The organism is Streptomyces sp. NPDC091682 (genome assembly GCF_044756625.1).
Classification (GTDB): Bacteria; Actinomycetota; Actinomycetes; order Streptomycetales; family Streptomycetaceae; genus Streptomyces.
Map to the genome: position 1 here is coordinate 185,910 of NZ_JBIVTH010000015.1, position 23,781 is coordinate 209,690.

Consider the following 23,781-nt stretch of genomic DNA (forward strand, 5'->3'; position numbering starts at 1 on the left):
CGGCCCCCCCGCCCCCCCCCCCCCCCCCCCCACCCCCCCACCCCCCCCCCCCCCCCCGGGGGCGGGGGGGGCCGGGGGGGGGGGGGCCCCGCCGGGGGGGGGGGGGGGGGGGCGGGGGCCCCCCCCCCCCCCCCCCCCGCGTCTGTGTTTTCCGGACCGTTCCCCAGCGGCGCCGCCCGCTTCGGTGGCAGTCTGCTAAACACCAGATACGCAGAGAGATAGCTGCAACGACAGAAGAAGGCGGAGGTGCCGTTCACGTGGCGTCCAATGTCAATCCCACCGTCCGACGCCGCCGACTGGGCATGGAGTTGCGCAAGCTCCGCGAGGACAAGGGCATGACGGCCGAACAGGTCGCCGAGCGCCTCCTCGTCTCCCAGTCGAAGATCAGCCGACTGGAGAACGGCCGCCGCTCCATCAGTCAGCGCGACGTCCGCGACCTGTGCGACGTCTACGAGGTCGAGGACCGCCGCCTCATCGACTCGCTCATGCAGATGGCCAAGGATTCCCGCCAGCAGGGCTGGTGGCACGCCTTCGGCGACATCCCGTACAGCGTCTACATCGGCCTGGAGACGGACGCGGCCAGCCTTCGCACGTACGAGCCCTTGGTGATCCCGGGGCTGCTCCAGACGACGGAGTACGCCCAGTCCCTCGTCCGCGGCGCGTGGCCGGAGACGGCCCCGGCCGACGTCGACAAGCGCGTCCAGGTCCGGATGCACCGCCAGAAGCGGCTCTCCGATACGGACAACAACAACCCGGACCTCGGTCCGCTGCGCCTGTGGGCGGTGATCGACGAGGCCGCGCTGCGCCGGCGCGTGGGCGACGCCCAGCTGATGATCCGACAGCTCGAATACTTGATAGAGCAGTCGGAGCAGCCCCACGTCACGGTGCAGGTGATGCCCTTCGAGCTGGGCGCGCACCCCGGCGTGAACGGCCAGTACGCGATCCTGGAGTTCCCGGACGCGTCCGACTCGACCGTTGTCTACATCGAGGGCGTGACGAGCGACCTGTACCTGGAGAAGGCCAACGACGTCCAGAAGTACAGCGTGATGTACGAACACCTGCGCGCGCAGGCGCTCAATGTCGACCAGACCCGCGACTTCATCTCGGGAATCATCAACGAATATGCCGACAAGGGCGCGTAGGGGCTGGATGCGGACGATATCCACCGTGCGCTTGGCAGGTGGGTCGGCACCGTACACCGTCACTCCCCAGCCACAGAAGGCTTGAATGGAATATGCCACCCGGTCGGGTGAATGCTCGCTTCACCCGTCAGGAGCTGCCGGTAGCGTCGATCAGGTCAGCCGGAAGATTGGCCGACAGGACACCGGAACCACCGGAACTACTCGCTCACCGGAGAGAAACATGGCTATTCGCCAGGGCGCCACGACCAACTGGATCAAGTCCTCCTACTCCGCCAACGGCGCCTGCGTCGAGGTCAAGTCCCCTGTCATGGAGGCCATCGCCGTCCGCGACTCGAAGGCGCAGGACGGACCGTCCCTCACCTTCGCCCCCGACTCCTGGACCTCGTTCGTCGCCGACGTCACCGAGGGCCGGCTGGGACGCCTCGCCTGAACATCACGGCGCGTCCCAACCGCCCGCGCTTTCACTGCCGTTCGACCCCCGCGTCCAGCACCAGCGGGCCCGTCTGCTGCACCACCCGCAACACCTGCGCCACTTACATCACCTGCATCACCTGCACCACTGACTGGAGCCCTCTCGACCGACCCGCCGTCTTGGCCGAGGGGGCTCGGCCGTGCCCGGGGGGCCGGCGACCCGCTCAGCGCAGCTGATCGACGTAACGGTCGGTCCCCGGCACCGTCGGAATGAACGGCGCCACCAACTCCACCCGCCCCAGCCCCGCCTCCGCGACCTCCGCGTCCAGCCCTCGGAAGCGGTCCCAGCAGGTCCGGGGGTCCTCCTGGAGGAACCACAGCAGCGTGAGGCGGGTGTCGACCCCCTCCACCTGTTTGACGTACGTCATCCGGTCGCCCGGCAGCGGCGTGGGCCGGAAGACCGTCACCATCGCGGCCGGACCTCCGTGCAGCCGCTTCGGCAGGGCGCGCGAGCGCAGCCACTCCAGCAACTCGGCCCGCTGCTCGGGCCCGTCTGCGTCGACGACCTGGACGACGAGACCCTCGTACGGGTGGTCCAGGGCATGGAAGTCCCGCGGGCCGGCGGCGCCGTCGCGGTAGACGGTGACCGCGTGGTCCTGGAAGGACGTGAAGACGTGGGTGCGGTCCTGGTAGACCCGACCGTCGCGGTTCAGGCGCTTGTTGATGCCCACCGTCCACTTCATGTGCTCGTCGTAACGCCCCCGGGTGACCCAGTACGTCGATATGTAGCAGCCGGCCGTGACGGGCTGGGCGACGGCCGACTTCTCCGGGTAGCGCAGCTCCTGTAGCTCGCGGGTGGCCACCCAGCGGCGGCCCGCGTACATCCAGGGCATGGCCATGGCACCGGCGTAGTAGTGGTCGTCCTCGTACCAGCGGTTGTACGCGTACTCGTGGCCCGGGTGCGGCTCCACCATGGTGATCAGCGCATGCCCGGGGCGGACGCCGTAGGGGCCGACGGCCGCGAGCTCGGCGTAGTCCTCGACGCGGGTGTCCTGCTGCGGGTCCTGCTCTCCTGTCGTCATGGAACCGGTCTATCTGATACAGCATCAGATGGGGAGGGGGCGGACGCCTCCGGCGGCCCGTCCATCACCTGATACATAGATGCCGTCTACAACTTTCCCTCGCTACGATGCGCGCACCCGCCTCCTGAAGGAGCTGCCCGTGCCTGCGACCGTGCCTGCGACCGTGCCTGCCTCCGTGCCTACGACCGGGCCTACGACCGGGCCCGCGAGCGCACCCGCTGCCGTGGCCGCCGCCGCGGCGCCGCCCGCGTTCGCCGCCCGCGCCGCCTCCGCGGAGGGGTCCCCCGTACGCGAGATCCTCGCGCTCACCGAACGCCCCGGGATCATCTCCCTCGCTGGTGGCCTGCCCGCGCCCGAGCTCTTCGACACCGAGGGCCTGCGGGCCGCGTACGACGCCGCCTTCGCGGTGTCCGCGCGGCGCGCGCTCCAGTACTCGACCACCGAGGGCGCCCCGGAGCTCCGCGAGGCCGTCGCCGCCCGGGCGACCGCGCGGGGGCTGCCGACCGGCCCGGACGACGTACTCATCACCTCGGGCTCCCAGCAGGCCCTGACCCTCATCACCGCCACCCTGATCGAACCCGGCGACGTAGTGCTGGTCGAGAACCCCACCTACCTCGCGGCCCTCCAGTGCTTCGGCCTGGCGGGGGCGCGGGTGGTGGCCGTGCCCTGCGACGCGGAAGGCATCCTCCCGGACGCGCTGGCGGAGATCGTGGCGCGCGAACGGCCGAAGCTGCTGTACACCGTCCCCACCTTCCAGAACCCGACGGGACGCACCCTCCCGGCCGCCCGCCGGGCGGCGGTCGCGGAGACCGCGGCCCGGCTCGGACTGTGGCTGGTGGAGGACGACCCGTACGGGGAACTCCGCTACGAGGGCTGCGCCGTCCCGTGGCTCGCCGCGCACCCGGGGGCGGAAGACCGTACGGCCCTGCTCGGCAGCTTCTCGAAGGTCATGGCCCCCGGGCTGCGGCTGGGCTGGCTCCGGGCCCCGGTGGCGCTGCGGCGGGCCGCGGTCGTCGCGAAGCAGGCGGCGGACCTCCACACCTCCACGGTGGACCAGCTGGCCGCGGTGCACTACCTCGCGGCGGTGGACCTCGACGCGCACATATCCACGGTCCGGACGGCCTACCGTGCGCGCCGCGACGCCCTGCAGAGCGCCCTGAGCCGGAGCCTGCCGGCCGACTGCGAGTGGAACCTGCCCGCGGGCGGCATGTTCCTCTGGGCCCGCCTGCCGGAGGGCCACGACGCGACGGACCTCCTCGGGACGGCCGTCGCCCACGGCGTCGCCTTCGTCCCGGGCGCCCCCTTCTACGCCACCGCGCCGGACCCCCGCACCCTGCGCCTGAACTTCACGACGCACGCGCCGGCCGAGATCGCCGAGGGCGTCGACCGGCTGCGCGCGGCGCTGGCGGAGTACGGGGGGAAGTAGCCGGGGAGCGGCCGGGGGCCGCTACTGGGGACCGGGGCCGCGGTTTCAGTGGGCGAGGGCGACCTTGAGCAGCACGATGAGCAGCCCGAGGAACAGGTTGATCACACCGGCCAGGGCCATCAGCCGGCGTGAGGCTCCGGCGCGGCTGGCGGCCACGGTGGCCCAGCCGACCTGTCCGATCAGGGCGACCGCGAGCGCCAGCCAGGCGATGCCCGTGGCGCCCAGGCCGAACAGCGGCGCGATGCCCGCGGCGACGGCCGGGGGGACAGCCGCCTTGATGATCGGACGCTCCTCCTTGGACGTACTGCGGACCACGTCCCAGCTCAGCCGGTTCACCATGCGGGCCCCGAAGAGTCGGGAGAAGACGTGCGCGGCCCAGAACACCACCCCGGTACCGAGGAGCAGCGCGACGAGTTCCAGCCTCGGGTACTTGCCGAGGGTCCCGGCGCCGACCACCACGGAGGCGGCGAGCAGGGAGCCGTAGACGGCGCCGGTGTAGTCCTCGCGGCCCACCTCCCACTCCGGGGGGCCGCCCTCCGGCGGGCCGCCCTCCGGGGGACCGCCGCCCTCCGGGGGACCGCCGCCTTCCGGGGGGCCGCCTTCCGGGTGCGCTGTCACGCGGCCCCGGCCTGCGCGGTGGGCCACTTGAGTTCGATCTCCATCTCGATCTCCCCGTCGCCGATCTCGACCTCGATCTCGGTGCGGAGCTCGTCGGGGACGCGCAGGCTCATCTTCCCGGGGCCGAGTTCCAGTTCGGCATTGCCGCCGTGGCGCAGCGCCTCCGCGAGTGCGGAGAGCTGGTCGGCGACCTCGAGGCGGGAAAGGGAGCTCTTCTGCTCAAACTTGAGGTCCTTCACGGACGTCTCCAATCCGCTGCGAACACGGGTACGGCTCATTGTGCGGCCGCACCGGAGGTCGGGCATCCCGGGCCGGGCATCGCGGGCCGGGCATCGCGGGCTTCAGTCGCCCTGGCCCGCCACCGGCCGGTTGAAGGCCAGGGCGAGGACCGCGCTCCACTGCATGGGCGGCGCGGTCGGCGGGGCCCCCGGGCGGACCCTGGGCACCAGGACGCGCAGGGCGCCCGGACGGATGGAGCAGGTCACGGGTGTGGGCATGGTCAACGCCTCGCCGTCCACGGCGACGGCGATGCGTTCCGCGGCCGAGCGGACGACGACCTGGCGGGAGGTGAGCACGTGCAGGCCCGCCGCCCGCGCACCGCGCAGCGCGACCTCGGCCGCCTGGGCCGCGCTGTTCACCCGGATGCCGAGGACGCCCAGCTCCCCGCGGTCTAGGCGGGACCTGCGGGCGCCCATCGGCTCGGAGGACGTGTAGGGGTTGTTGCTGACGAGCAGCGCCTGCTGCGACTCCAGCCGTTTCTCGTCGGTCACCGCGTCGAGCGTGGTGCCGGCGTATCCCATGAGCAGGTCGGGCATTGCGGCCAGTGCCGAATCCGCCTTGGCGTCCCGGTACTCCGGCCGCTGCACGATCTCCGCGTAGACGCCGAACGAGGCCGTGTTGACGAAGGCCTGGCCGCCCACGACCCCCAGGTCGACCCTGAGCTCCTCCCCGTCGGCGAGCGCGTCCAAGCACCGGGCCGGGTCCTCGCGGTCCAGCCCGAGGTCCATGGCGAAGTGGTTCCGGGTGCCCGCGGAGATCACGAGGAACGGCAGGTCGTGTTCGGCCGCCACCTCGGCCACCCGGGCCTGGGTGCCGTCGCCGCCCGCCACCCCGAGCAGGTCCGCCCCGTCGGCCACCGCCTGCCGGGCGAGGGCGGCGACGTCCGTCACGACCGCCGGGTCGAGCACCACCACGCGGGCGCCGAGCGCCTCTCCCTTCTCGACCAGGCCGAAGCGGCCGACCTTCCCGCCGCCGGACTTCGGGTTCATGATCAGCACCGGGTTGCGGGGGGCGGCGCGCGCGACGGCCCGCATGCCGTCGGGCCGGCGCGCGGCGCGCAGCCCGGTCCGCGCACAGGCCACGGCGGCCGCCCACAGGGCGATGGCCAACAGCGCGATGGGCCACAGGTCCGCGTGCGCGTAGATGAGCAGGATGGCCACGGGCGCGCCCACCACCAACAGGGTCCCCACGAACCGCACCGCCCCGCGATGAGACACCACCCACCAGGTCCCCATGGCCGTGAGCGCCGCCCCGGCCACCCCGACGACGAGGACGAGCAGTCCCCCGACGATGCCCTCGGCCAGCAGCGTCAGCGCGGCGAGCACCGCACAGGCCACCGCCAGCAGGGCCCACAGCCGAGCGCGCCGGGGCGCGCCGGAAGTATGCGGGAGTGCCATGCCCTCACGTCCTCGCCTCGTGCCGCGGACCTCCACCACGAGGGTGTGGTCATCTCCGATCATCCCCCGCGGAGCATCGACCGTCGACGCGACGGGGACGCCACTGCGGACCATGCGCAGGGAAAAGGCAGGCATCCGCCGTTCAAGGAGGAAGAGACGAGGATGCCGGAATGCCACAAAAATACGGCAGCTAAAATTTCTTCGACCGGAACATATTCCACATGCTGAAGTCTCGGGGATTGGCGTGCAGTACAAATACAGGTTCATGAAGGATGGAATCGGCCTGGCCGCCGATCTTCTGGCGCACACGGAAGAATCCGAATCCGCGCCATCGGGAGCCATCCAGCTGGACCAACGCCTGCACCTGCGCCTTCCAGTGGGCCACGTCTACTGGAAGGACGCCACATGGCTTGCGTACGGACTTTCACTCCACACCACAGAGCTTTCACCCATCGCCGACGGGCACCGAATCGTTGTCATCAACTCCTTCGCCTACCCCGGCGCCGACTACCAGGCGGAAGTAGCAGCCCTGGCAATCGACGGATGGGTCCACCAAAACCTGAACACACCCCCCTGCGGAATCTCCGTAAGCTTCGACCGGCCACACCGGAAATTCCGCTTCGACTGGGGGACAGGCATGGTTCCGTTCTGTGACGACCTTCCGGACTGAGCCGTCGATCTCCCCGGCTCAGGGGTGGGGCGGGGCGTGCCGGCCCCTTCACACCTGTGCCCGCGTCACGATCTGACTCGGGCACGCCGCGCCCGGGGCACGGCCCGAGGCGGATCGTGCCGGGCCCGCGGCCGGGAGCGAGCCCGGGCCCGAGGGACCCCGTACCGTCCACCGGGGCGCCGGCGTGAAAGGCTGTGTTCGATTCGAGTGCACGGGTGGGGAGGTGACCGCGTGAGCGATGGATCCTGGGGGCACCTCAAGAGCCGGTACCCCATGGGAGCCCGGGTCGCGGGGAGGGTGAAGGTCGTCGCGGACCTCGTCGACCGCGATCAGCAGCTGGCAGTACGGGTGGGCCCTCCGTGGTGGAGGTCCCCGTGACGCTGGTGGATCACCAGGAAGTCGACGTCGTCGTCACCGCTGTTGCCCCTTATGGGTCGCAGGTCGACGCCGATGGCATCACCGGGTTCGTCGACCAGGCCAAGCATCCGTCCTGGTGGTCGCCGGACGTACCGCCTCCACAGGTCGGGGACCGCCTCCATGCCGTCGTCCTGGACGACTCACGGGTCCCTCCCCGGCTGAGCGCTCTCACGACGGACATCGACATCGCCCGCGTGCTGCGCGATCCCGCCCGGAAGGGGAGCCGCGAGTCGTGATCGTGAGGTTCACCCTCCGACCCGGCCAGGGGGATCCCAGCGGTTTCGATTTCGGAGACATGGTCTGGCAGGGGGAGCTGGGAGGAACGAGCTCGGCCGGCAGGAGCCCCGATCAGGGGATGATGATCCACATCTCCGTCGTCCTGCTCCTCGACACCCTGCGCGTCTTGTTGCAGGGGCGAAGCACCACCGCGTCCTTCGTCGGCGTGGGCAGCTCCTTCCGATTGGCCTTCAGGGCGACGAAGGCCGGGATCAGCGTGACGTCCACATCGGGAAAATTGGCAGTGGTCAGCCGCGCCGCGCTGGCAGCCGCCGTGCTCCGCGCCGCCGAGGAACTGACCGATGCGACGCTGGAAGCGCTGCCCGCTGACGATGGCGTCCGAGGCGATGTCACAGCCGCCCTGAACGAATTCCGCAGCGCGGCACGACCGCTCTGAGCGAACCCGGGGCATCAGCAGAGGGCAGGAGGGCAGGAGGGCAGGGGGCATGACGCGGTTCGACGGGTTGCTCGGAATCGATTTCGCGGGGCGGCGGACCGACGACGTCGACGACGTCATCTACGACGGCTACGACCACGCCGAGCACCGGGAGCGCGTGCCCGGGCTCGTCTCCCTGCTCGGGGATGCGTCGGCGGCGGACCGCGAGAGGTTTCTGGCCTGCCTGGCGCTGGTGGCCTGGGGTGAGCCCGTGGGGTACCGGATGGTGCGGGAGGCGTGCCTTGAGCCGCGGAAGGCGCCCTGGTACGACCTGGTCATCGACCGCAAGTTCTCCGTGGACTGCAGCTACGGGCACCTCTCCGCAGCCGCGGCGGACAGTAGGGAGCTGGCCGAGGAGAAGGGGTCTTCGGCGCTCCGGGTGGAGACCTTCCGGTCGCTGATACGGATGGCCGACCGCGAGTACTTCGAGGAGAAGCTCGGGGACCACCTGGACGAGGACGTGGTGCGGGCCTGTCTTCCGGACATCCGTGACGTCGTCCGCCGAAGCCTCGGGTCCCTCACGGCCGGGATCCCGTGCCGGTTCGACGTGGCGACCCAGCTCGTCGATCTCGCCAACTCCGTTGTCGTCGTCGACGAGGATCTGGCCGTGGAGCTCGTCCTGCAGATCCTGCGGGCCGCTCCGTCGGGTCGCGTCATGGCCCATGCCGTCGCCGCGGTGCACCGGGCCGACGGGCCGGCCGGGCAGGCGCTGGCCGATCATCTGTACCGCAGCGGCAACGCGCACGTGCGGACGCTGCTCGCCGGACGCTGCTCGCCGGGCGCGGCTGACCGGCAAGGTGACCCGGGGGAGGACGGCGCATGGAAATGAACCGCTCGATGGCCCGCCTGCTGGGCCGGGTCGACACCGGGGGCATCACCCCGGACGAGGTTCCTCCCGGATTCCTTCGGATCGCCGAAGGCGGCTGGGAGGTCACCTCCGGCGGCGCGCACGTCTTGTCGGCGCTGAAGTCGGCTCCGCCGGGACCGTTCTCGGACGTGGTGCACGAGGAGTACACCGTCAACGGTCGCGGCATGACGGACCACGACCTCCCGGCCGCCGGGGAGGAGCGGGAGTCGAGGCTGCTGCGGCGTTGCGTGGCGTACGCGCGCAGCTGTCTTCTGCGTACGGACGCGCTGCGCTCCGCCGTGGAGGTCTCCGCGTACGTCTCCCTGTCCTACGGCGGCCTGAACGACGACCACCTCACGGCGAACGTCACCTTCTGCGGCGACCACCCGGGCGTACGGCCCTATGCGGCCGACCTGGAAGCCTTCGGGTCCGAATCCTTGCTGAAGCTCCGGCGCGCGGGGCTGCCCCTGTGGTGACCCGTGGATGACGAAGCCGCACGAGCCGCCGGCGGCAACGGCGGCCGCCGCCTCCGCCGCTCTTCAGGTCCGCGACCCTTCACACCGTCGCACCCACACCGTAGCCTGACGCGCCGTCAGATATAGTCGTGTGCCCCGGAGGTCCGTCATGCTGCTGCAAGGGAAGACCGTCATCGTCTCCGGGGTCGGGGCCGGGCTCGGGCATCAGGTGGCGGCCGCCGTCGTGCGCGACGGCGGGAACGCCGTGCTCGGGGCGCGGACCGAGGCGAATCTCGCCAAATCCGCCGCGGAGATCGACCCCGACGGCACGCACACCGCGCACCTGGCGACCGACATCACCGACGAGGCGCAGTGCGAGGCGCTCGCCGCGCTCGCGCTCACGCGCTTCGGCCGGATCGACGGCGTCGTGCACGTCGCCGCCTGGGACTCGTACTTCGGAGGGCTGCAGGACGCCGACTTCGGGACCTGGCAGCAGATCATCGACGTGAACCTGCTGGGGACCCTGCGGATGACCCGGGCCGCCCTGCCCGGCCTCAAGGAGCGCGGCGGGGCCGTCGTGGTCATCGGGACGCAGTCCGCCGTCGCCGCGCCCAACGAGGTGCAGCAGGCCGCGTACGCCGCTTCCAAGGGGGCGCTGACCTCCGCCATGTACTCCATGGCCCGCGAGCTCGGCCCACACCGGATCCGCGTCAACACCGTGCTGCCCGGCTGGATGTGGGGGCCGCCCGTGCAGGCCTTCGTCACCTTCACCGCCCATACCGAGGGCGTCCCCGAAGCCGAGGTGCACGCCCGGCTCACGCAGCGCATGGCACTGCCCGATCTCGCCACCGACGGGGACGTGGCGGATGCCGCGGTGTTCTTCGCCTCCGACCGGGCGCGGGCGATAACCGGCCAGTCGCTGCTGGTCAACGCGGGTGAGCTGATGAGATGAGCCACTCCCCGGCCGCCCCACCGCCGCAACGTCGGATCGTATGCTCGGCCCATGACCACTCCGAGTGACGCTCCGACCGAAAACGCGATGCGCCGCGCGCTCCGGCGGGCCCGCGACGGCGTCGCGCTCGACGCGACCGAGGCGGCCGTACTCCTCCAGGCGCGCGGCGAGGACCTGGGCGACCTCGCCGCCTCCGCCGCACGGGTGAGGGACGCCGGGCTCACCGCCGCCGGGCGGCCCGGTGTCATCACCTACTCCCGCAAGGTCTTCATCCCCCTCACCCGCCTCTGCCGCGACAGGTGCCACTACTGCACCTTCGTCACCGTCCCCGGCAAGCTCCGCAAGAGCGGCCACGGGATGTACCTCTCTCCCGACGAGGTCCTCGACATCGCCCGCCAGGGCGCGGCAATGGGCTGCAAGGAAGCGCTCTTCACCCTCGGCGACCGCCCCGAGGACCGCTGGCCCGAGGCCCGCGAGTGGCTCGACGCGCACGGCTACGACGACACCCTCGCCTACGTCCGCGCCATGGCGATCCGGGTCCTGGAGGAGACCGGCCTGCTGCCGCACCTCAACCCCGGCGTCATGTCCTGGTCCGACCTCCAGCGGCTCAAGCCGGTCGCGCCCAGCATGGGCATGATGCTGGAGACCACCGCCACCCGCCTGTGGTCCGAGCCGGGCGGCCCCCACCACGGCTCCCCCGACAAGGACCCGGCCGTACGACTGCGGGTGCTGGAGGACGCCGGCCGCTCCAACGTCCCCTTCACCACCGGCGTACTCATCGGCATCGGCGAGTCCTACGAGGAGCGGGCCGAGGCGTTCTTCGAGCTCCGGCGGATCCAGCGCGCCTACCACGGCATCCAGGAGGTCATCGTCCAGAACTTCCGCGCCAAGCCGGACACCGCCATGCGCGGCATGCCGGACGCGGAGCTGGAGGAGCTGGCCGCCGCCATCGCCGTCGCCCGGCACATCCTGGGCCCGAGCGCGCGGATCCAGGCCCCGCCGAACCTGGTGGACGCCGAGTACGCGCTGCTCATCGGGGCGGGCATCGACGACTGGGGCGGGGTCTCCCCGCTGACCCCCGACCACGTCAATCCCGAGCGCCCCTGGCCGCACATCGAGGAGCTGGCCGCACGCACCGCCGCCGCCGGCTTCGAGCTGCGCGAACGCCTCACCATCTATCCGGAGTTCCTCCAGCGCGGCGAACCCTGGTTGGACCCGCGCCTGCTGCCGCACGTGCGGGCGCTGGCCGATCCACAGACCGGGCTGGCCGACGAGGCCGCCACGGTCGAGGGCCGGCCCTGGCAGGAACCCGACGAGGGCTTCACCGCGTACGGGCGCACCGACCTGCACGCCACCATCGACACCGAGGGCCGCACCGGCGACCGCCGCGACGACTTCGACGACGTGTACGGGGACTGGGAGGCGCTGCGGGAGGCGGCCGCGCCCGGCATGGTGGCGGAGCGCATCGACACCGACGTACGGGGCGCCCTCGCCCAGGCCGCCGACGATCCGACGAAGCTGACGGACGCGCAGGCGCTGGCGCTGCTCCACGCGGACGGCCCGGCCCTGGACGCGCTGTGCCGCATCGCCGACGACCTGCGCAGGTCGGTGGTGGGCGACGAGGTCACCTACATCGTCACGCGGAACATCAACTTCACCAACGTCTGCTACACCGGCTGCCGCTTCTGCGCCTTCGCGCAGCGCCGCACGGACGCCGACGCCTACACCCTCTCCCTCGACCAGGTCGCCGACCGGGCCGCCCAGGCCTGGGACGTGGGCGCGGTCGAGGTGTGCATGCAGGGCGGCATCCACCCGGACCTGCCCGGGACGGCCTACTTCGACATCGCGCGCGCGGTGAAGCAGCGGGTGCCCGGCATGCACGTGCACGCCTTCTCGCCGATGGAGGTGGTCAACGGGGCGACCCGCACGGGGATGTCCGTACGGGACTGGCTGACGGCGGCCAAGGAGGCGGGCCTGGATTCGATCCCGGGTACGGCGGCGGAGATCCTGGACGACGAGGTCCGCTGGGTCCTGACCAAGGGCAAGCTGCCGACGGCCGACTGGATCGACGTCATCACCACCGCGCACGAGCTCGGCATCCGCTCCTCGTCCACGATGATGTACGGGCACGTGGACCAGCCGCGGCACTGGCTCGGCCACTTCCGCACGCTGTCGCGGATCCAACAGCAGACCGGTGGCTTCACGGAGTTCGTGACGCTCCCCTTCATCCACACCAACGCGCCCGTGTACCTGGCGGGCATCGCGCGGCCGGGTCCGACGGTCCGTGACAACCGGGCGGTGACGGCGATGGCCCGGATCCTGCTGCACCCGCACATCCACAACATCCAGACGAGCTGGGTGAAGCTGGGGGCGGACGGCGCGGCCGAGATGCTCCGGTCCGGGGCGAACGACCTGGGCGGCACGCTGATGGAGGAGACCATCTCGCGCATGGCCGGGTCGAGTTACGGCTCGTACAAGTCGGTGCAGGACCTGATCGCGGTCGCGGAGGCGGCCGGGCGGCCCGCGAAGGCCCGTACGACGCTGTACGGGGAGGTGCCGCAGGAGCGGCAGGAAGCGGCCCGCGCCTCGGACGGGCACCTGCCCGAACTGCTCCCCGTACTGGACTGAACGGAAGGGGATCCCGGCCGGTCGGCCGGTATCCCGCTCGTGGCCGGTCGGCCGGTCCGGATCAGCCGACCAGGAGGTCCTTCTTCAGCTCCTTCAGCTCACGGGCGTCGCGACGGCGGTCGCGGCGAGGAGGGCCTTCTTCATGGCTCCGAGGCTGGGTGGCCGCGGAGAACGTCCGATGAACGAGGCGTGACCGAAAACGACCGACCCGAAGGCAACTGACAAAACGTGCCACCTGCCGGGTCGCGGCCGGAAGTATTCGGATTCTGGCCGGTCTGCGCTCACTTACGGGATCTCTGGCCGACTGCTTCCGGTTTCGATCGATCCTGTCCACTACAGTGCGGGTTCGCGTGCGCGGCGGGTACGGGTAGGGGCGCCGGGCATCGAGTGGACTCGTCAGCGGGGGGCGCGGTGCCGGGAATGGACGCAGTGAACGGTACGAACGACACGGGCTCCGCGACGGGCCCGGTCGGGCACGGCCCCGCAGCCTCCACGGCCGGCCCGGGCGAGAACCCGACGGCCGACGCCCCCGCCCTCTCCCTGCACGCCCCCGCCCCTCCCGTCACGCCGGCCGACCCCGGCATCGCGGTCACCTCTGTCCCTGCGGGCGGTGCCAACCCGCCCGGCGGCCACGGCCCGGCAGACGCCACCACCCCCGCGGGCACCGGTGGCCCCGCAGGCACCTCTGGCCCCGCGGGCGGCCATGGCCCCGCAGTCGGCCCCGGCCAGGCAGGCAGCCACGACGCGGCGGGCGGCCACGGCCCGGCAGACGCCCCGGGCCCCACGGGCGGCCACGGCCCGGCGGACGCCACCACCCCCGCGGGCGCCTCCGGCCCCACGGGCGGCCACGACTCCGCAGGCACCCCCAGCCTCACAGGCGGCCCCGGCCCGGCCGGCACTCCCGGTCCCGCTGACGGTCACGGCCCGGCGGGGGCCACCGGGCCCGCGCCGGTCGGCGGCCATCGTCGGGCGGACACGAGCCCGGCCGGTAGCCCTGGCCCCGGCCCCGCGGGCGGTCATCGCCCGGCGGGCGGCGGCCCGGCCGCGTCCGGTCACGGCCCCGGCGCGGGCCCCGGCGCGGGACCGGCTCCCGCCGGGGCGAACCGCACCCTCGGCCGCGGCATCGCCACCGGCATCTGGGGCCGCGCCGAACAGCAGGACTTCCGCAGCCGCGTCCGCGGCACCCTCCTCGGTTCCGCCCTCGGCGACGCCCTCGGCGCACCCGCCGCCGGCCTCTCCCTCGCCGCCCTCCGCGAGGCCCACGGCCCGGACGGCCTGACCGGTCCGGCCCCCGCCCTCGGGCGCCGCGGCCGGGTCACCGCCGCCACCCAGCTCACCCTCTTCACCGTGGACGGGCTGATCCGGGCCCACGTGCGCCGCGACACCGGCGCCTGGCACCCGCCCACCGACCTCCACCACGCGTACCTGCGCTGGGCCGCCACCCAGCACGACTGGGGCCCCGACGAACGCCGCAAGGACAACGGTTGGCTGGGGCGCGAGGAGTGGCTCTACGCCCGCCGCGCCCCGCACCGCGCCTGCCTGACCGGCTTCGCCGACGACGTCCTCGGCACCCTCGAACAGCCGAAGAACCCCACCGCCCGCGACGCGGCCGCCGCCTCCCGCTCCGCACCCTTCGGGCTGCTGGTCGGCTGGGAGCCCGCCCTCGTCCTCCAGTTGTCCGTCGAGTGCGCCGCGCAGAGCCACGGCCACCCCACCGCCCACCTGTCGGCCGGAGCCGTCGCCGTCATCGTCCACGGCCTGGTCCGCGGCGACTCCCTCGACTCCGTCGTCCAGCGCACCCTCGGTCTGCTGGGCGCCCGCCCCGGGCACCAGCCCGTCACGGACGCCCTTCAGCGCGCCCTGGCCGCCGTCACGCAGGGCTCGCCCGGGCCCGATGCCGTCGAATCCCTCTCCCCCGGCGGCGACGGGCCCGAGGACGCCGCCGACGCCCTCGCCGTCGCCCTCTACTGCGCCCTGGTCGCCGAGGACGTCCCGCAGGGCCTGCGCCTCGCCGTCAACCACGGCGGTGACTCCATCGCCGCCGGCGCCCTGTGCGGGGCCCTGCTGGGCGCCCTGCACGGAGAGACGGCCCTCCCGGCCGCCTGGCTCGCCGAGCTCGAAGGCCGCGCCGCGCTGCTGGAACTCGCCGACGACTTCGCCCTGGAGCTCACCCAGGGCCCGAGCCTGCACGGCCCCACCGCCGCCTCCCCCGGCTGGCTGGCCCGCTATCCCCGCGGCTGAACCGCGCCCCCGACACCTGACGCCCCCTCAACATTCGCGGGCCCAGCCCGTACCGTGGCGGGTCCCACGTCTCGGAGGTGCCAGAGCGCATGCGGATCGCCACGACCATCTTCCTCACCGACCGCACCATCTCCCCCGTCCGGCTGGCCCACAGCCTCGAAGAGCGCGGCTTCTCCGGCCTCTACCTCCCGGAGCACACCCACATCCCGGTCAGCCGGGAGACCGCCGCCCCCATGGGCGGTGAACTCCCCGAGATGTACGGGCGCACCCTCGACCCCTTCGTCGCCCTCGGCCAGGCCGCCGCGGTCACCCAGCGGCTGCACCTCGGCACCGGCATCACCCTGGTCGCCCAGCACGACCCGATCGACCTCGCCAAGCAGGTCGCCACCCTGGACCACCTCTCCCACGGCCGTTTCACGCTCGGCATCGGCTACGGCTGGAACGTCGAGGAGGCCGCCGACCACGGCGTCGAGTGGCGCACCCGCCGGGACCTGGTCCGCGACCGGATGGCGCTGATGCGCGCCCTGTGGTCCCCCGAGCCCACCGCGTACGTCGGCCAGTACTGCTCCGTCCGGGCCAGCGCCGCCCACCCGAAGCCGGTCCAGGCGCCGCGCGAACTCGGCCCCGGCGCATCCCTGTACGGCCCGCGCACCCTGATCGGCGGCGCGGCCGGCCCCAAGCTCTTCGCGGCCATCGCCGACCACGCCGACGGCTGGCTCCCCATCGGCGGTGGCGGCCTCGGCGAATCCATCCCGGTGCTGCGCCAGATCTGGGAGACGGCCGGACGCGACCCGAAGACCCTCCAGGTGGTCCCGTACGCGGTCCGTCCCACGCCCGGCAAGATGAGCCACTACGCCGACCTCGGCATCGAGGAGGTCGTCCTCCAACTCCCCTCGGCCGCGAAGCCGGAAGTCCTGCGCACCCTGGACGAGTTCGCCCAGTACCTCTGACGGGGCGGCCGGGGCGGGACGAGGGCCGGCCGGTCCCGAAAACCCCTCGACGGCCCGCCGCCACCCTGCCGATCATGACGCCATGACGAACCGAGGGGCGCACGGCGTGGATCAGGACTTCAACGAACTCTGGGAGGCGCTCCCGGCGGGCATCCGCACGCAGGTCGACGGCTACGTCCTCCAGGACGGCTTGATGCGTGCGATCAACCTGGTGTGGGAGGCGGGCCGTGCCCGGGGCATCGGCCTGCGGGAGGCCCAGAACATCGTCCACCTGCGCTACGTACACCTCGGCGACCGGGTGGCCCGCACCCCCGACGATCCGATCGACCTGGACTCGCTCGCCGCCCTGGCCCACGGCATCCGGGCCAAGGTCGTGGCGGTCGAGGCGGTCTGGGACGGGGACACCGTCCACGGCTGGTTCGTGAACCTGCTGGCCATCACGGACGACCCCGCCGGCCAGAAGGGCCTCGCCACGATCTACTGGGGCGCGGCGGAACGCGCCCTGGACGGCGCCGACACCGGCGGCCTCCACCACCCCTCGGCGGCGGCAGCCACCCGCGCGGGCACCGCCCTGGCCGCCCACCTCGGCGTGCCGTTCCATTTCGCCAGCCCCGACACCCCGGACGACGAGGCGCCCCGCTGGCGCCCCTGAACGCCCGCCCGGCGGCCGGGGGTCAGGGCGCCGCGAGCTCGGGCATCCTGTCGATCAGCACCACCACACCGACCACGTCCCCGTCGGCGGACCTGCCCACCCAGACCGGATGGTCCCCGTCCGAGCACACCGCGAACGCGGCCAGCTCGGCGCCGGAGACGGGCTCGCGGGTCCGCACGAGGAAGATGGAACCGGCGTCCGGCACCCCGTCGTCCGCATCGCTGTCCGCCATCACCCGGTCGAAACGCTCCTGGAGCGGTCCCCACGCACGGGCATCGGCGAAGGCACCCGTCGCGCCATCCGTGGAGAAGCAGTACACCTCGCCCTCGCCGAGCAGCCGGGGATCGTCCTCCGGCGCCATGGCCATCTCCCAGGACACCGCGGGCGCATCGCTCACGCACAGCCGGACCGCCGTGGTGTCCGTGCGGTCCACCCAGCGCTCTTCGTACATGCAGACGTACCCGAAGGTGACCGACCCTCTTCGAGCGGGTACTCCCCGGGCGGCACGGGCACGGTCAGGCGCGGCCCCCTGCCGTCCAGCGGGCAGTCGATGCCCAGCAGTCCGCTCGGCACGTGCAGGGTCCCGCGCCGCACCGGCTCGACGACCGTCATCTCGGGGTCGGCCGGCGTGGTCATGCGCGTCCCGGGGCGGAACAGCGCGTCCAGTGGGCCGGCCTCGCCCGGCCGGGGAGCCCGCCAGCGGTCGGCGGGCTCGGACTCCACGCCGGCGACCCGTCGCTCCACGGCCGCCTCCCGGACGGTGACCGGCTCCGCCAGCCCGTGCACCTGCGCCGAGAGCACGGGCCAGCACCCGAACTCCGGGCGGTCCATCCACCGCTCCTCCTCGGTGACCTCGGCCGTGGTGTACGTCGATCCCCCTTGGAACCCCTCGGTTCCCGCACCAGACGGCCCCGGCCGTCGGGGTGCAGGGTCACGGTGGTCCGGGAGGCCTCCTCGTCGAACTCCGGCATCCCGGGCCCGGCGTAGCCCCAGCGGCGTGTCCGCCGGGTCAGCAGCCGGTCCCCGTCCAGGAGCCGGTAGTCGACCTCCTGGACGCGGCGGCCCTGCTCGTCGTAGACCCAGAGGCCCACGTGGTGTACCTGCCAGGAGACGAGCCTGACTTCGAGCGGAGCCTCCCGGCCGGGTATCCGGTACTCCACGACGTACGGCAGCCCGGCCGCGTCCCGCTCCCGCGCCGCCTCGGCGGACAGCGGCCGCCACCGACAACGCCGCATGCCGCTACGTCCGCACCCCCGCGCGGTGGGTCAGCTCGGCCCAGACGGTCTTGCCGATCAGCCGGTCCGTGACCCCCCAGTCGGCGGCGAGGGCGTCGACGATGCGGAGCCCGTAGCCGGATTCGGCCTGGTGGGCGTGCGGACGCACCGCGGGCCGGCGGTCGCGGCGGGCGTCGGAGACCTCGATGCGCAGGACCCCTTCCAGCAGGGTCATCCGGAGCTCGAAGTCCCGCCCGGGCACCCGCCCGTGGACGACGGCGTTGGCGGCGAGTTCGGCCACGAGGAGCCCGGCGTCGACGGAGAGCGGGTGGGATTCCGGGATGCCCCAGTCGTGGAGCTCGACGAGGGCCAGCTGGCGGGCGAGGCGGGCCCCGCGCCGGGTGCAGCTGAAACGCTGAGTGAACACGCGTACGAGGGTCCGGGAGGGGCCGGAAGGTGCGGTCATGCCGCCAACATCCCGTGTGGCCAGGGCCGTTCAACACCGAGCGAACTCGTACAAACCAACTGTACGAGTTCACTCCCTGGACAGTGCGAGTCACGGTGCGTGAACATTTCTCGCGGAGGTGACCGCCATGGTGAGTGCCGACGACAGCGGCGACGGCGAGGTCGAACCGGATGACAGCCTGCGCAGCTTCGGCGAGACGGTCAAGGCCTCCCGAAAACGCGCCGGCCTGACGCAGGAACAACTGGCGCCCCTGGTCGGGTACTCGGTCCAGTACGTCGGCTCGGTGGAACAGGGCCGCCGCCACCCGTCGCAGAAGTTCGTCAACAAGACCGACGCAGCCCTGAACGCGCACGGCGTGATCATCATCGCCGCGCGGCAGTTGTCACGGCGGCGGGGCCTGGCGTCCTGGTTCCGGCGGTGGGCGGAGCACGAGGCGAGCGCCGTCATCCTCAACACGTACGAGTCGCGATCCGTGCCGGGTTTGCTACAGACCGAGGCCTACGCGCGAGCACTGGTGGACGACGTCCTGCCACCACCCACCTCCGACGAGGTCGAGTCCCGCATCGCGGCCCGACTGAAGCGCCAGCAACTCCTGTTCCGCACCCCGTACACGGTCTTCAGCTTCATCATCGACGAGGCCGTGATCCTGCGGCAGACCGGCGGACCGGAGGTGACCCGCGAACTGATCGACCACCTGCTGGAATGCGGGCGACTTCCCAACGTGGACCTGCAGATCATGCCGCTGGTCAGCCCCGAACACGCGGGGCTAGGAGGGGCCTTCCGACTCCTCGAAACCCACGAACACGAGTGGATGGGATACAGCGAGGGGCAGCAGTCGGGCCGCGTACTAACCGACCCGAAAGACGTCAGCCTCCTCCATCTGCGGTATGCCAAACTTCGCATCCAGGCCCTCAATCCTGCGGACAGCAGGGCCCTGTTGATGCGAATGCGAGGATCCCTGTGAACAGCTCTCAGCTGCAATGGTTCAAGAGCAGTTACAGCAGTGGCGACGGCGACGACTGCGTCGAGGTCGCCGCGTGCGCGGACTCCGTCCACGTCCGGGACTCCAAAGTGACGGCCGGTCCCGAGCTGGCCGTCGCGGCCGCGAGCTGGGGGGTCTTCCTGGCCGGGGTCACCGCGCGCCCCTGACGCGCCCCTCTCGCACTACAGAGGGTGACCGCCATTGGGGTGAACCACCGTTTCCAGTGAACTCTCCGTGATGTTGATCCGGTCGCGTGCCGTCTGTCCGGCGCGTCGAACGAGATCCTAGGAGAGTGTCATGCGTATTCGCTCTGCCCTGACGGCGTCCGTCCTGGCTGCCGGCATCCTGATGGGCGGCGCCGGCGCGGCCCTGGCCAACGACGGCGTCGACATCGACTACTTCTCCGGCGGCCACAAGGCCTTCGCGTCCAACTGCTCCTCCTTCGCCGGCATCCCGGCCAAGATCGGCCCCCTCTACGCCGACAACTGCGAGAAGGCGGGCGAGAAGGAGTGGGCCGAGTTCCACCACCTGGGCGCCTGACGTCCGGTGCTCGTCGGCCGGGGCCCGTCCCACAGGACCCCGGCCGACGGGTCGGCCGCCCGGCAGAGGCTCGGGCCCAACCACCCCCGCCCCGGCGGGATTTCGTACGCTGGCGCGCATGATCGATTCACGTACTCATGTCCGCGTCGCCCGGCCCTCCCTGGACCTTGCTGCGGCCGAGCGGTTCTACGTCGACGGGCTCGAACTGCAAGTCCAGTGGCGCAGCGCCGAGAACGTGCCCGGGGAGCACGACCTGCTGATGGTCGGACCGGCCGGGGGCGGCTGGCACTTCGAGCTCACCCGTGACGCCTCAAACCCGATCCTGCCCGCGCCCACCGTCGACGACCTGTTCGTGCTCTATCTCGGCGAGGCCCCCGACGAGGCGCTCGTCCAGCGTCTGGTCGAGCACGGCGGGACCCGCGTCGCCTCCCACAACCCGTACTGGGACGAGTGGGGTGTGACGGTCGCCGACCCCGACGGCTACCGGCTGGTGCTCTGCTCCCGCACCTGGGGCCCGGCCACCGCACCCGCGTAGGCTGACCTGCGGATACGCCGAACGAGGGGGACGCATGCACGGGGCGAACGGGCTGGACGCGGTGGCGGCACTTGCCGAGCTGATACCGGTGGCTCACGGGGTCGACGAGCGGATCGACTGGGCCGAGGTCGAAGCCGCCTGGGGGACCCGGTTCCCCTCGGACTACGTGCGCTTCATGGAGGTGTACGGGTCGGGGGGGATCAGCGACGGGATCAGCATCCTGCACCCGGCGCTACGGGCCGAGGGGTGGCCGTACCGGTACGATCCGGGCTTGCGGGACGAGACGGAGTGCGCCCGCGAGACCTGGGAGATGTGCCGCGATGACGCCGACTTCGACGTGGACCCCGAGTCCATCGTGGCCTGGGCCGTGACCTCGGGTGCGGACATCTACTGCTGGGTGACCACGGACGCCGACCCGGACCGCTGGCCGGTCCTGGTCATCGGCCGGCACACCCACCCCGAGATGCAGTTGCACCCCTTCGGCATGGCGGCGTTCCTGAGGGGGCTCGTCTCGGACCCGGCGTTCCGGAAGAACAAGATCAGCATCGTGCTGGAGGGCGAGGCGTCGTCCTTCGTCAACTGGCGCAACAGGTAGGTCTTTTCAGCCCAGGCTCGGGTAGTCGGTGTAGCCCTCCGGGCCCTGTACGTGCATCAGGAACTCGGGGCGGAGCTCGTTGAGCGGCGCACCCGTGCGCAGTCGTTCCACGAAGTCGGGGTTGGCGAGGAAGCCCCGGCCCAGCGCCACGAGATCGGCGCCCTCTGCCAGTAGGCGTTCGCCCTGCCGCTTGCCACCGTCGGCCGCGACCTCCTCGCGGGACAGCGCCGGGTTGGCGATCAGGGTGCCGGGCCAGTCCCGGCGGATCTGCGCGAAGGCGGGGCGGTCGGGGTCGGCGTGGACCTGGTGCAGGTAGAGCGGCGCCAGGTCGGCCAGGGCCTTGACCAGGGCCGGGTAGATCTCCTCGGGGTCGCCCTCCTCGATCCCGTTGACGTCCACTCCGGGCGAGATGCGCACGCCCACCCGCCCCGGGCCGATGGCTGCGGCGACCGCCCGGACCACCTCGACGGTGAACCGGATGCGGTTCTCCACGGGCCCGCCCCACTCGTCGGTGCGGCGGTTGGTGTTGCGCGCGAGGAACTGGTGCAGCAGGTGGCCGTTGGCGGAGTGCACCTCCACCCCGGCGAAGCCCGCCTCGACGGCGTTCCGGGCCGCGCGCGCGAAGTCGGCGATCGTGGTGCGGATGTCCTCGGCGGTCATGGCGCGCGGCACGACGCCGTCCCGCAGGCCCCCGGGGGTGTGCAGTTGCTCGGGGAACGGCACCGCGGACGGCGCAAGCGGCAGGTGCCCGCTGGTGTCGGGGTGGCCGACCCGGCCGCCGTGCTGGAGCTGGAGGAACATCTCCCCGCCGCCGGCGGCCCGTACGGCCTCGGTGACCTCCCGCCAGCCGGCGATCTGGGCCGGGGTGTGGATGCCGGGGATGTGCGGGTAGGTCTGCCCGGTGGCGTTCGGGGTGCTGGCCTCGGCGATGATCAGGCCGGCCGAGGCGCGTTGCGCGTAGTAGGTGGCCATGAGTTCGCCGGGGACGCCGTCGGCCCCGGCGCGGTTGCGGGTCAGCGGGGCCATCACCAGGCGGTTGGGCAGTTCCAGGCCGCCGAGGCGGGCGGGGTCGAAGAGGCGGGAGGCGGCGGGACCGTGCTGTGTCTGCGTCATGCCGGTACCGTAAAAGCTGACACTAGTGTCAGGTTCAAGAGCTGGGGTGGGGCAGTGCGGATCGGCGAACTGGCGTCGCGCACCGGGGTCGGTGAGCGTTCGCTGCGCTACTACGAGCAGCAGGGCCTGCTCGCTTCGGACCGGACGCCCGGCGGCCACCGGGACTTCCCCGAGCGGGCGGTCGACCGGGTCATCCGGATCCAGGAGCTGTACGCGGCCGGCCTGCACAGCGCGAAGATCGCGCAGATCCTGCCCTGCATGCGGGACGAGGACGGCGGCCCGTCGGTGCGCGCCACTCCGGCGCTGGTGGCCGAACTGGCCACGGAGCGGGAGCGGATCGACCGGATGATCGGCGATCTGATCCGCTCCCGCGAGGTGCTGGACGAGGTGATCGAGGCGGCGGCGGGCCGCACGGCCTGATCGGCGACCCCCTTAAGGAGTGTCGCCCGGGGGCGTTGCCGGGAGCGTCGCCGAAGGCGTTCCCGGCTTGGCGTGGAGTACCTCGCGCGCCTGTTCCGCGGCGCGGGTGATGCCTTCGGAGACGAAGTCCATGAAGCGGGCGATGTTCTCCAGGCGGTTGGCCGCCGGGGTGTCGGGGCCGAGGATGCCGACGCCCTGACGTGCGGTTTCTATGATCTGGGTGTTGGCGCGGGCGCTGGCGATGGTCGCCTGGTACCAGACGTCGTCGTCGACGAAGTAGCGCTCGCGGCGGCGTTCGTCGCGTTCCCTGCGGACGAGGCCCTGGCCCTCCAGGAACGTGATCGCCTTGGAGATTGACGCCGGGCTGACCTGGAGGCGCTGGACGAGTTCGGACGCGGTGAGGCTGCCCGTGTCCGTGATGTAGAGGCAGGCCATCACCCGGGCCATCATCTTGGGCGTACCCGCCTGGATGAGGACGTCGGTGAACAGGTCCTCGAACGCGCGCACCGCTTCGGGGTCGCGTCCGTGGGCCTGCGGGATGGCCTCCGATCCCCGGGGGGCGGCCTGGCTGCGCCGGTGGGCGCGGCGTTCGGTGGCGCGGTGGGCCAGGTCGGCCCGGTAGGCGTTGGGGCCCCCGTTGCGCATCACCTCGCGCGAGATCGTCGAGGTCGGCCGGTCGAGGCGCCTGGCGATCTCCGCGTAGGGGAGGTCGTCGGCCAGTCCCAGCGCGATCTGCTGGCGTTCCTGCTGGTTGAGCCTGCCTCCCGGCATCGCGGTCTCCTTCGTGGTCCGTTCTGTCCCCCCCCACTATAGCGTTCACTTCCATTTCATTGCAACGAACGGCGCGCCACACGTTGCATTAAGCTCGAAACCATTGCAATGAAATCCCACTATTGACCTGCAGTGATGCAGATTCAGCGCAATGAATCTGTTGCCAGTTCCGCGAACGCAACGTAGCTTTTCGTTCATCAGAAACCGCGGGGCGCACGGAGCGCAGCCGCTGATGAAGGAGAAGCACCATGCAGAAGTTCGCCACC

28 protein-coding genes are annotated in these 23,781 nt (G+C 72.0%); 19 read left to right on the plus strand and 9 right to left on the minus strand.

What is annotated here, in order from left to right; translation table 11 throughout:
* Positions 1-257 precede the first annotated feature (257 nt).
* Together ACIQK6_RS30690 and ACIQK6_RS30695 are read left to right on the plus strand one after the other, a co-directional pair.
* On the plus strand, positions 258-1,142 hold the full coding sequence (locus tag ACIQK6_RS30690; RefSeq protein ID WP_329101024.1) for a helix-turn-helix transcriptional regulator: 885 nt from the start codon (positions 258-260) through the stop codon (positions 1,140-1,142).
* A gap of 220 nt (positions 1,143-1,362) precedes the next feature.
* A complete protein-coding gene (locus ACIQK6_RS30695; protein WP_266595453.1) occupies positions 1,363-1,572 on the plus strand; it encodes a DUF397 domain-containing protein in 210 nt (69 codons plus the stop codon).
* A gap of 205 nt (positions 1,573-1,777) precedes the next feature.
* Here the strand turns inward: ACIQK6_RS30695 and ACIQK6_RS30700 are convergent, their stop codons facing one another.
* On the minus strand, positions 1,778-2,635 hold the full coding sequence (locus tag ACIQK6_RS30700; protein WP_329101022.1) for a hypothetical protein: 858 nt from the start codon (positions 2,633-2,635) through the stop codon (positions 1,778-1,780).
* Between the two features lie 175 nt (positions 2,636-2,810).
* Between ACIQK6_RS30700 and ACIQK6_RS30705 the strand changes: the two genes are divergently transcribed.
* Entirely contained in the window at positions 2,811-4,061 is a 1,251-nt protein-coding gene (locus tag ACIQK6_RS30705; protein ID WP_402695946.1) for a PLP-dependent aminotransferase family protein, read from the plus strand.
* Positions 4,062-4,106: 45 nt separating this feature from the next.
* Here ACIQK6_RS30705 and ACIQK6_RS30710 read toward each other — a convergent pair whose 3' ends face one another.
* The 3 genes from ACIQK6_RS30710 to ACIQK6_RS30720 form a co-directional block, all read right to left on the minus strand.
* Positions 4,107-4,574, minus strand: coding sequence for a hypothetical protein (locus ACIQK6_RS30710; RefSeq protein ID WP_329101020.1), 468 nt, complete (start codon positions 4,572-4,574; stop codon positions 4,107-4,109).
* A 101-nt stretch (positions 4,575-4,675) separates the two neighbouring features.
* A complete protein-coding gene (locus ACIQK6_RS30715) occupies positions 4,676-4,918 on the minus strand; it encodes an amphi-Trp domain-containing protein (RefSeq protein ID WP_266595443.1) in 243 nt (80 codons plus the stop codon).
* 102 nt (positions 4,919-5,020) lie between these two features.
* Positions 5,021-6,355: a diacylglycerol kinase family protein gene (locus ACIQK6_RS30720; protein ID WP_329101018.1), complete on the minus strand. Its 1,335-nt coding sequence runs from the start codon at positions 6,353-6,355 to the stop codon at positions 5,021-5,023.
* Between the two features lie 244 nt (positions 6,356-6,599).
* On the opposite strand from ACIQK6_RS30720, the gene ACIQK6_RS30725 reads away from it, so the two are divergent.
* The 10 genes from ACIQK6_RS30725 to ACIQK6_RS30770 all read left to right on the plus strand — a co-directional run bounded on the left by ACIQK6_RS30725 (position 6,600) and on the right by ACIQK6_RS30770 (position 16,879).
* On the plus strand, positions 6,600-7,025 hold the full coding sequence (locus ACIQK6_RS30725; protein WP_402695928.1) for a hypothetical protein: 426 nt from the start codon (positions 6,600-6,602) through the stop codon (positions 7,023-7,025).
* Between the two features lie 374 nt (positions 7,026-7,399).
* Complete coding sequence (locus tag ACIQK6_RS30730) at positions 7,400-7,678, plus strand: hypothetical protein (protein WP_329101014.1); 279 nt, start codon at positions 7,400-7,402, stop codon at positions 7,676-7,678.
* A 119-nt stretch (positions 7,679-7,797) separates the two neighbouring features.
* Positions 7,798-8,115, plus strand: coding sequence for a hypothetical protein (locus ACIQK6_RS30735; RefSeq protein WP_402695930.1), 318 nt, complete (start codon positions 7,798-7,800; stop codon positions 8,113-8,115).
* A 49-nt stretch (positions 8,116-8,164) separates the two neighbouring features.
* Positions 8,165-8,983, plus strand: a complete 819-nt coding sequence (locus ACIQK6_RS30740; protein WP_329101010.1) for a hypothetical protein — start codon at positions 8,165-8,167, stop codon at positions 8,981-8,983.
* Positions 8,974-9,477, plus strand: a complete 504-nt coding sequence (locus tag ACIQK6_RS30745; protein WP_329101008.1) for a hypothetical protein — start codon at positions 8,974-8,976, stop codon at positions 9,475-9,477. The genes ACIQK6_RS30740 and ACIQK6_RS30745 overlap by 10 nt, the downstream gene beginning before the upstream one ends.
* A gap of 148 nt (positions 9,478-9,625) precedes the next feature.
* Positions 9,626-10,408 carry an SDR family oxidoreductase gene (locus tag ACIQK6_RS30750; protein WP_329101006.1) on the plus strand — a complete coding sequence of 261 codons (783 nt, stop codon included), beginning with the start codon at positions 9,626-9,628 and terminating at the stop codon, positions 10,406-10,408.
* A 51-nt stretch (positions 10,409-10,459) separates the two neighbouring features.
* Positions 10,460-13,036 (plus strand): bifunctional FO biosynthesis protein CofGH, encoded by a 2,577-nt coding sequence (locus ACIQK6_RS30755; RefSeq protein WP_329101004.1) that lies wholly within the window; start codon positions 10,460-10,462, stop codon positions 13,034-13,036.
* Between the two features lie 1,122 nt (positions 13,037-14,158).
* A complete protein-coding gene (locus tag ACIQK6_RS30760; RefSeq protein WP_329107846.1) occupies positions 14,159-15,277 on the plus strand; it encodes an ADP-ribosylglycohydrolase family protein in 1,119 nt (372 codons plus the stop codon).
* An 89-nt stretch (positions 15,278-15,366) separates the two neighbouring features.
* Complete coding sequence (locus ACIQK6_RS30765; protein WP_329101002.1) at positions 15,367-16,227, plus strand: TIGR03619 family F420-dependent LLM class oxidoreductase; 861 nt, start codon at positions 15,367-15,369, stop codon at positions 16,225-16,227.
* 82 nt (positions 16,228-16,309) lie between these two features.
* Positions 16,310-16,879, plus strand: coding sequence for a hypothetical protein (locus ACIQK6_RS30770; protein ID WP_329101000.1), 570 nt, complete (start codon positions 16,310-16,312; stop codon positions 16,877-16,879).
* 22 nt (positions 16,880-16,901) lie between these two features.
* Here the strand turns inward: ACIQK6_RS30770 and ACIQK6_RS30775 are convergent, their stop codons facing one another.
* From ACIQK6_RS30775 to ACIQK6_RS30785, 3 genes are all read right to left on the minus strand, one after another.
* Positions 16,902-17,312 (minus strand): DUF4241 domain-containing protein, encoded by a 411-nt coding sequence (locus ACIQK6_RS30775; protein ID WP_402695932.1) that lies wholly within the window; start codon positions 17,310-17,312, stop codon positions 16,902-16,904.
* Positions 17,273-17,710: a hypothetical protein gene (locus ACIQK6_RS30780; protein WP_402695934.1), complete on the minus strand. Its 438-nt coding sequence runs from the start codon at positions 17,708-17,710 to the stop codon at positions 17,273-17,275. Before ACIQK6_RS30780 ends, ACIQK6_RS30775 begins: the two co-directional genes overlap by 40 nt.
* A 408-nt stretch (positions 17,711-18,118) precedes the next feature.
* Entirely contained in the window at positions 18,119-18,559 is a 441-nt protein-coding gene (locus ACIQK6_RS30785) for an ATP-binding protein (RefSeq protein ID WP_329100996.1), read from the minus strand.
* A 127-nt stretch (positions 18,560-18,686) separates the two neighbouring features.
* On the opposite strand from ACIQK6_RS30785, the gene ACIQK6_RS30790 reads away from it, so the two are divergent.
* The 5 genes from ACIQK6_RS30790 to ACIQK6_RS30810 all read left to right on the plus strand — a co-directional run bounded on the left by ACIQK6_RS30790 (position 18,687) and on the right by ACIQK6_RS30810 (position 21,211).
* The gene (locus ACIQK6_RS30790; RefSeq protein ID WP_329100994.1) at positions 18,687-19,523 is read left to right on the plus strand and encodes a helix-turn-helix transcriptional regulator; all 837 of its coding nucleotides are present in this window, start codon (positions 18,687-18,689) and stop codon (positions 19,521-19,523) included.
* Positions 19,520-19,708: a DUF397 domain-containing protein gene (locus tag ACIQK6_RS30795; RefSeq protein WP_329100992.1), complete on the plus strand. Its 189-nt coding sequence runs from the start codon at positions 19,520-19,522 to the stop codon at positions 19,706-19,708. The genes ACIQK6_RS30790 and ACIQK6_RS30795 overlap by 4 nt, the downstream gene beginning before the upstream one ends.
* Positions 19,709-19,838: 130 nt before the next feature.
* Positions 19,839-20,081 carry a hypothetical protein gene (locus ACIQK6_RS30800; protein ID WP_329100990.1) on the plus strand — a complete coding sequence of 81 codons (243 nt, stop codon included), beginning with the start codon at positions 19,839-19,841 and terminating at the stop codon, positions 20,079-20,081.
* A 118-nt stretch (positions 20,082-20,199) separates the two neighbouring features.
* Entirely contained in the window at positions 20,200-20,616 is a 417-nt protein-coding gene (locus ACIQK6_RS30805) for a VOC family protein (RefSeq protein ID WP_402695937.1), read from the plus strand.
* A 34-nt stretch (positions 20,617-20,650) separates the two neighbouring features.
* On the plus strand, positions 20,651-21,211 hold the full coding sequence (locus tag ACIQK6_RS30810; RefSeq protein ID WP_402695938.1) for an SMI1/KNR4 family protein: 561 nt from the start codon (positions 20,651-20,653) through the stop codon (positions 21,209-21,211).
* A 6-nt stretch (positions 21,212-21,217) separates the two neighbouring features.
* On the opposite strand, the gene ACIQK6_RS30815 is transcribed toward ACIQK6_RS30810, so the two are convergent.
* Positions 21,218-22,324, minus strand: a complete 1,107-nt coding sequence (locus tag ACIQK6_RS30815) for an alkene reductase (protein ID WP_329100984.1) — start codon at positions 22,322-22,324, stop codon at positions 21,218-21,220.
* Between the two features lie 54 nt (positions 22,325-22,378).
* On the opposite strand from ACIQK6_RS30815, the gene ACIQK6_RS30820 reads away from it, so the two are divergent.
* Positions 22,379-22,744 (plus strand): MerR family transcriptional regulator, encoded by a 366-nt coding sequence (locus ACIQK6_RS30820; protein ID WP_329100981.1) that lies wholly within the window; start codon positions 22,379-22,381, stop codon positions 22,742-22,744.
* A gap of 12 nt (positions 22,745-22,756) precedes the next feature.
* On the opposite strand, the gene ACIQK6_RS30825 is transcribed toward ACIQK6_RS30820, so the two are convergent.
* A complete protein-coding gene (locus tag ACIQK6_RS30825) occupies positions 22,757-23,515 on the minus strand; it encodes a helix-turn-helix domain-containing protein (RefSeq protein WP_402695941.1) in 759 nt (252 codons plus the stop codon).
* Positions 23,516-23,781 lie beyond the last annotated feature (266 nt).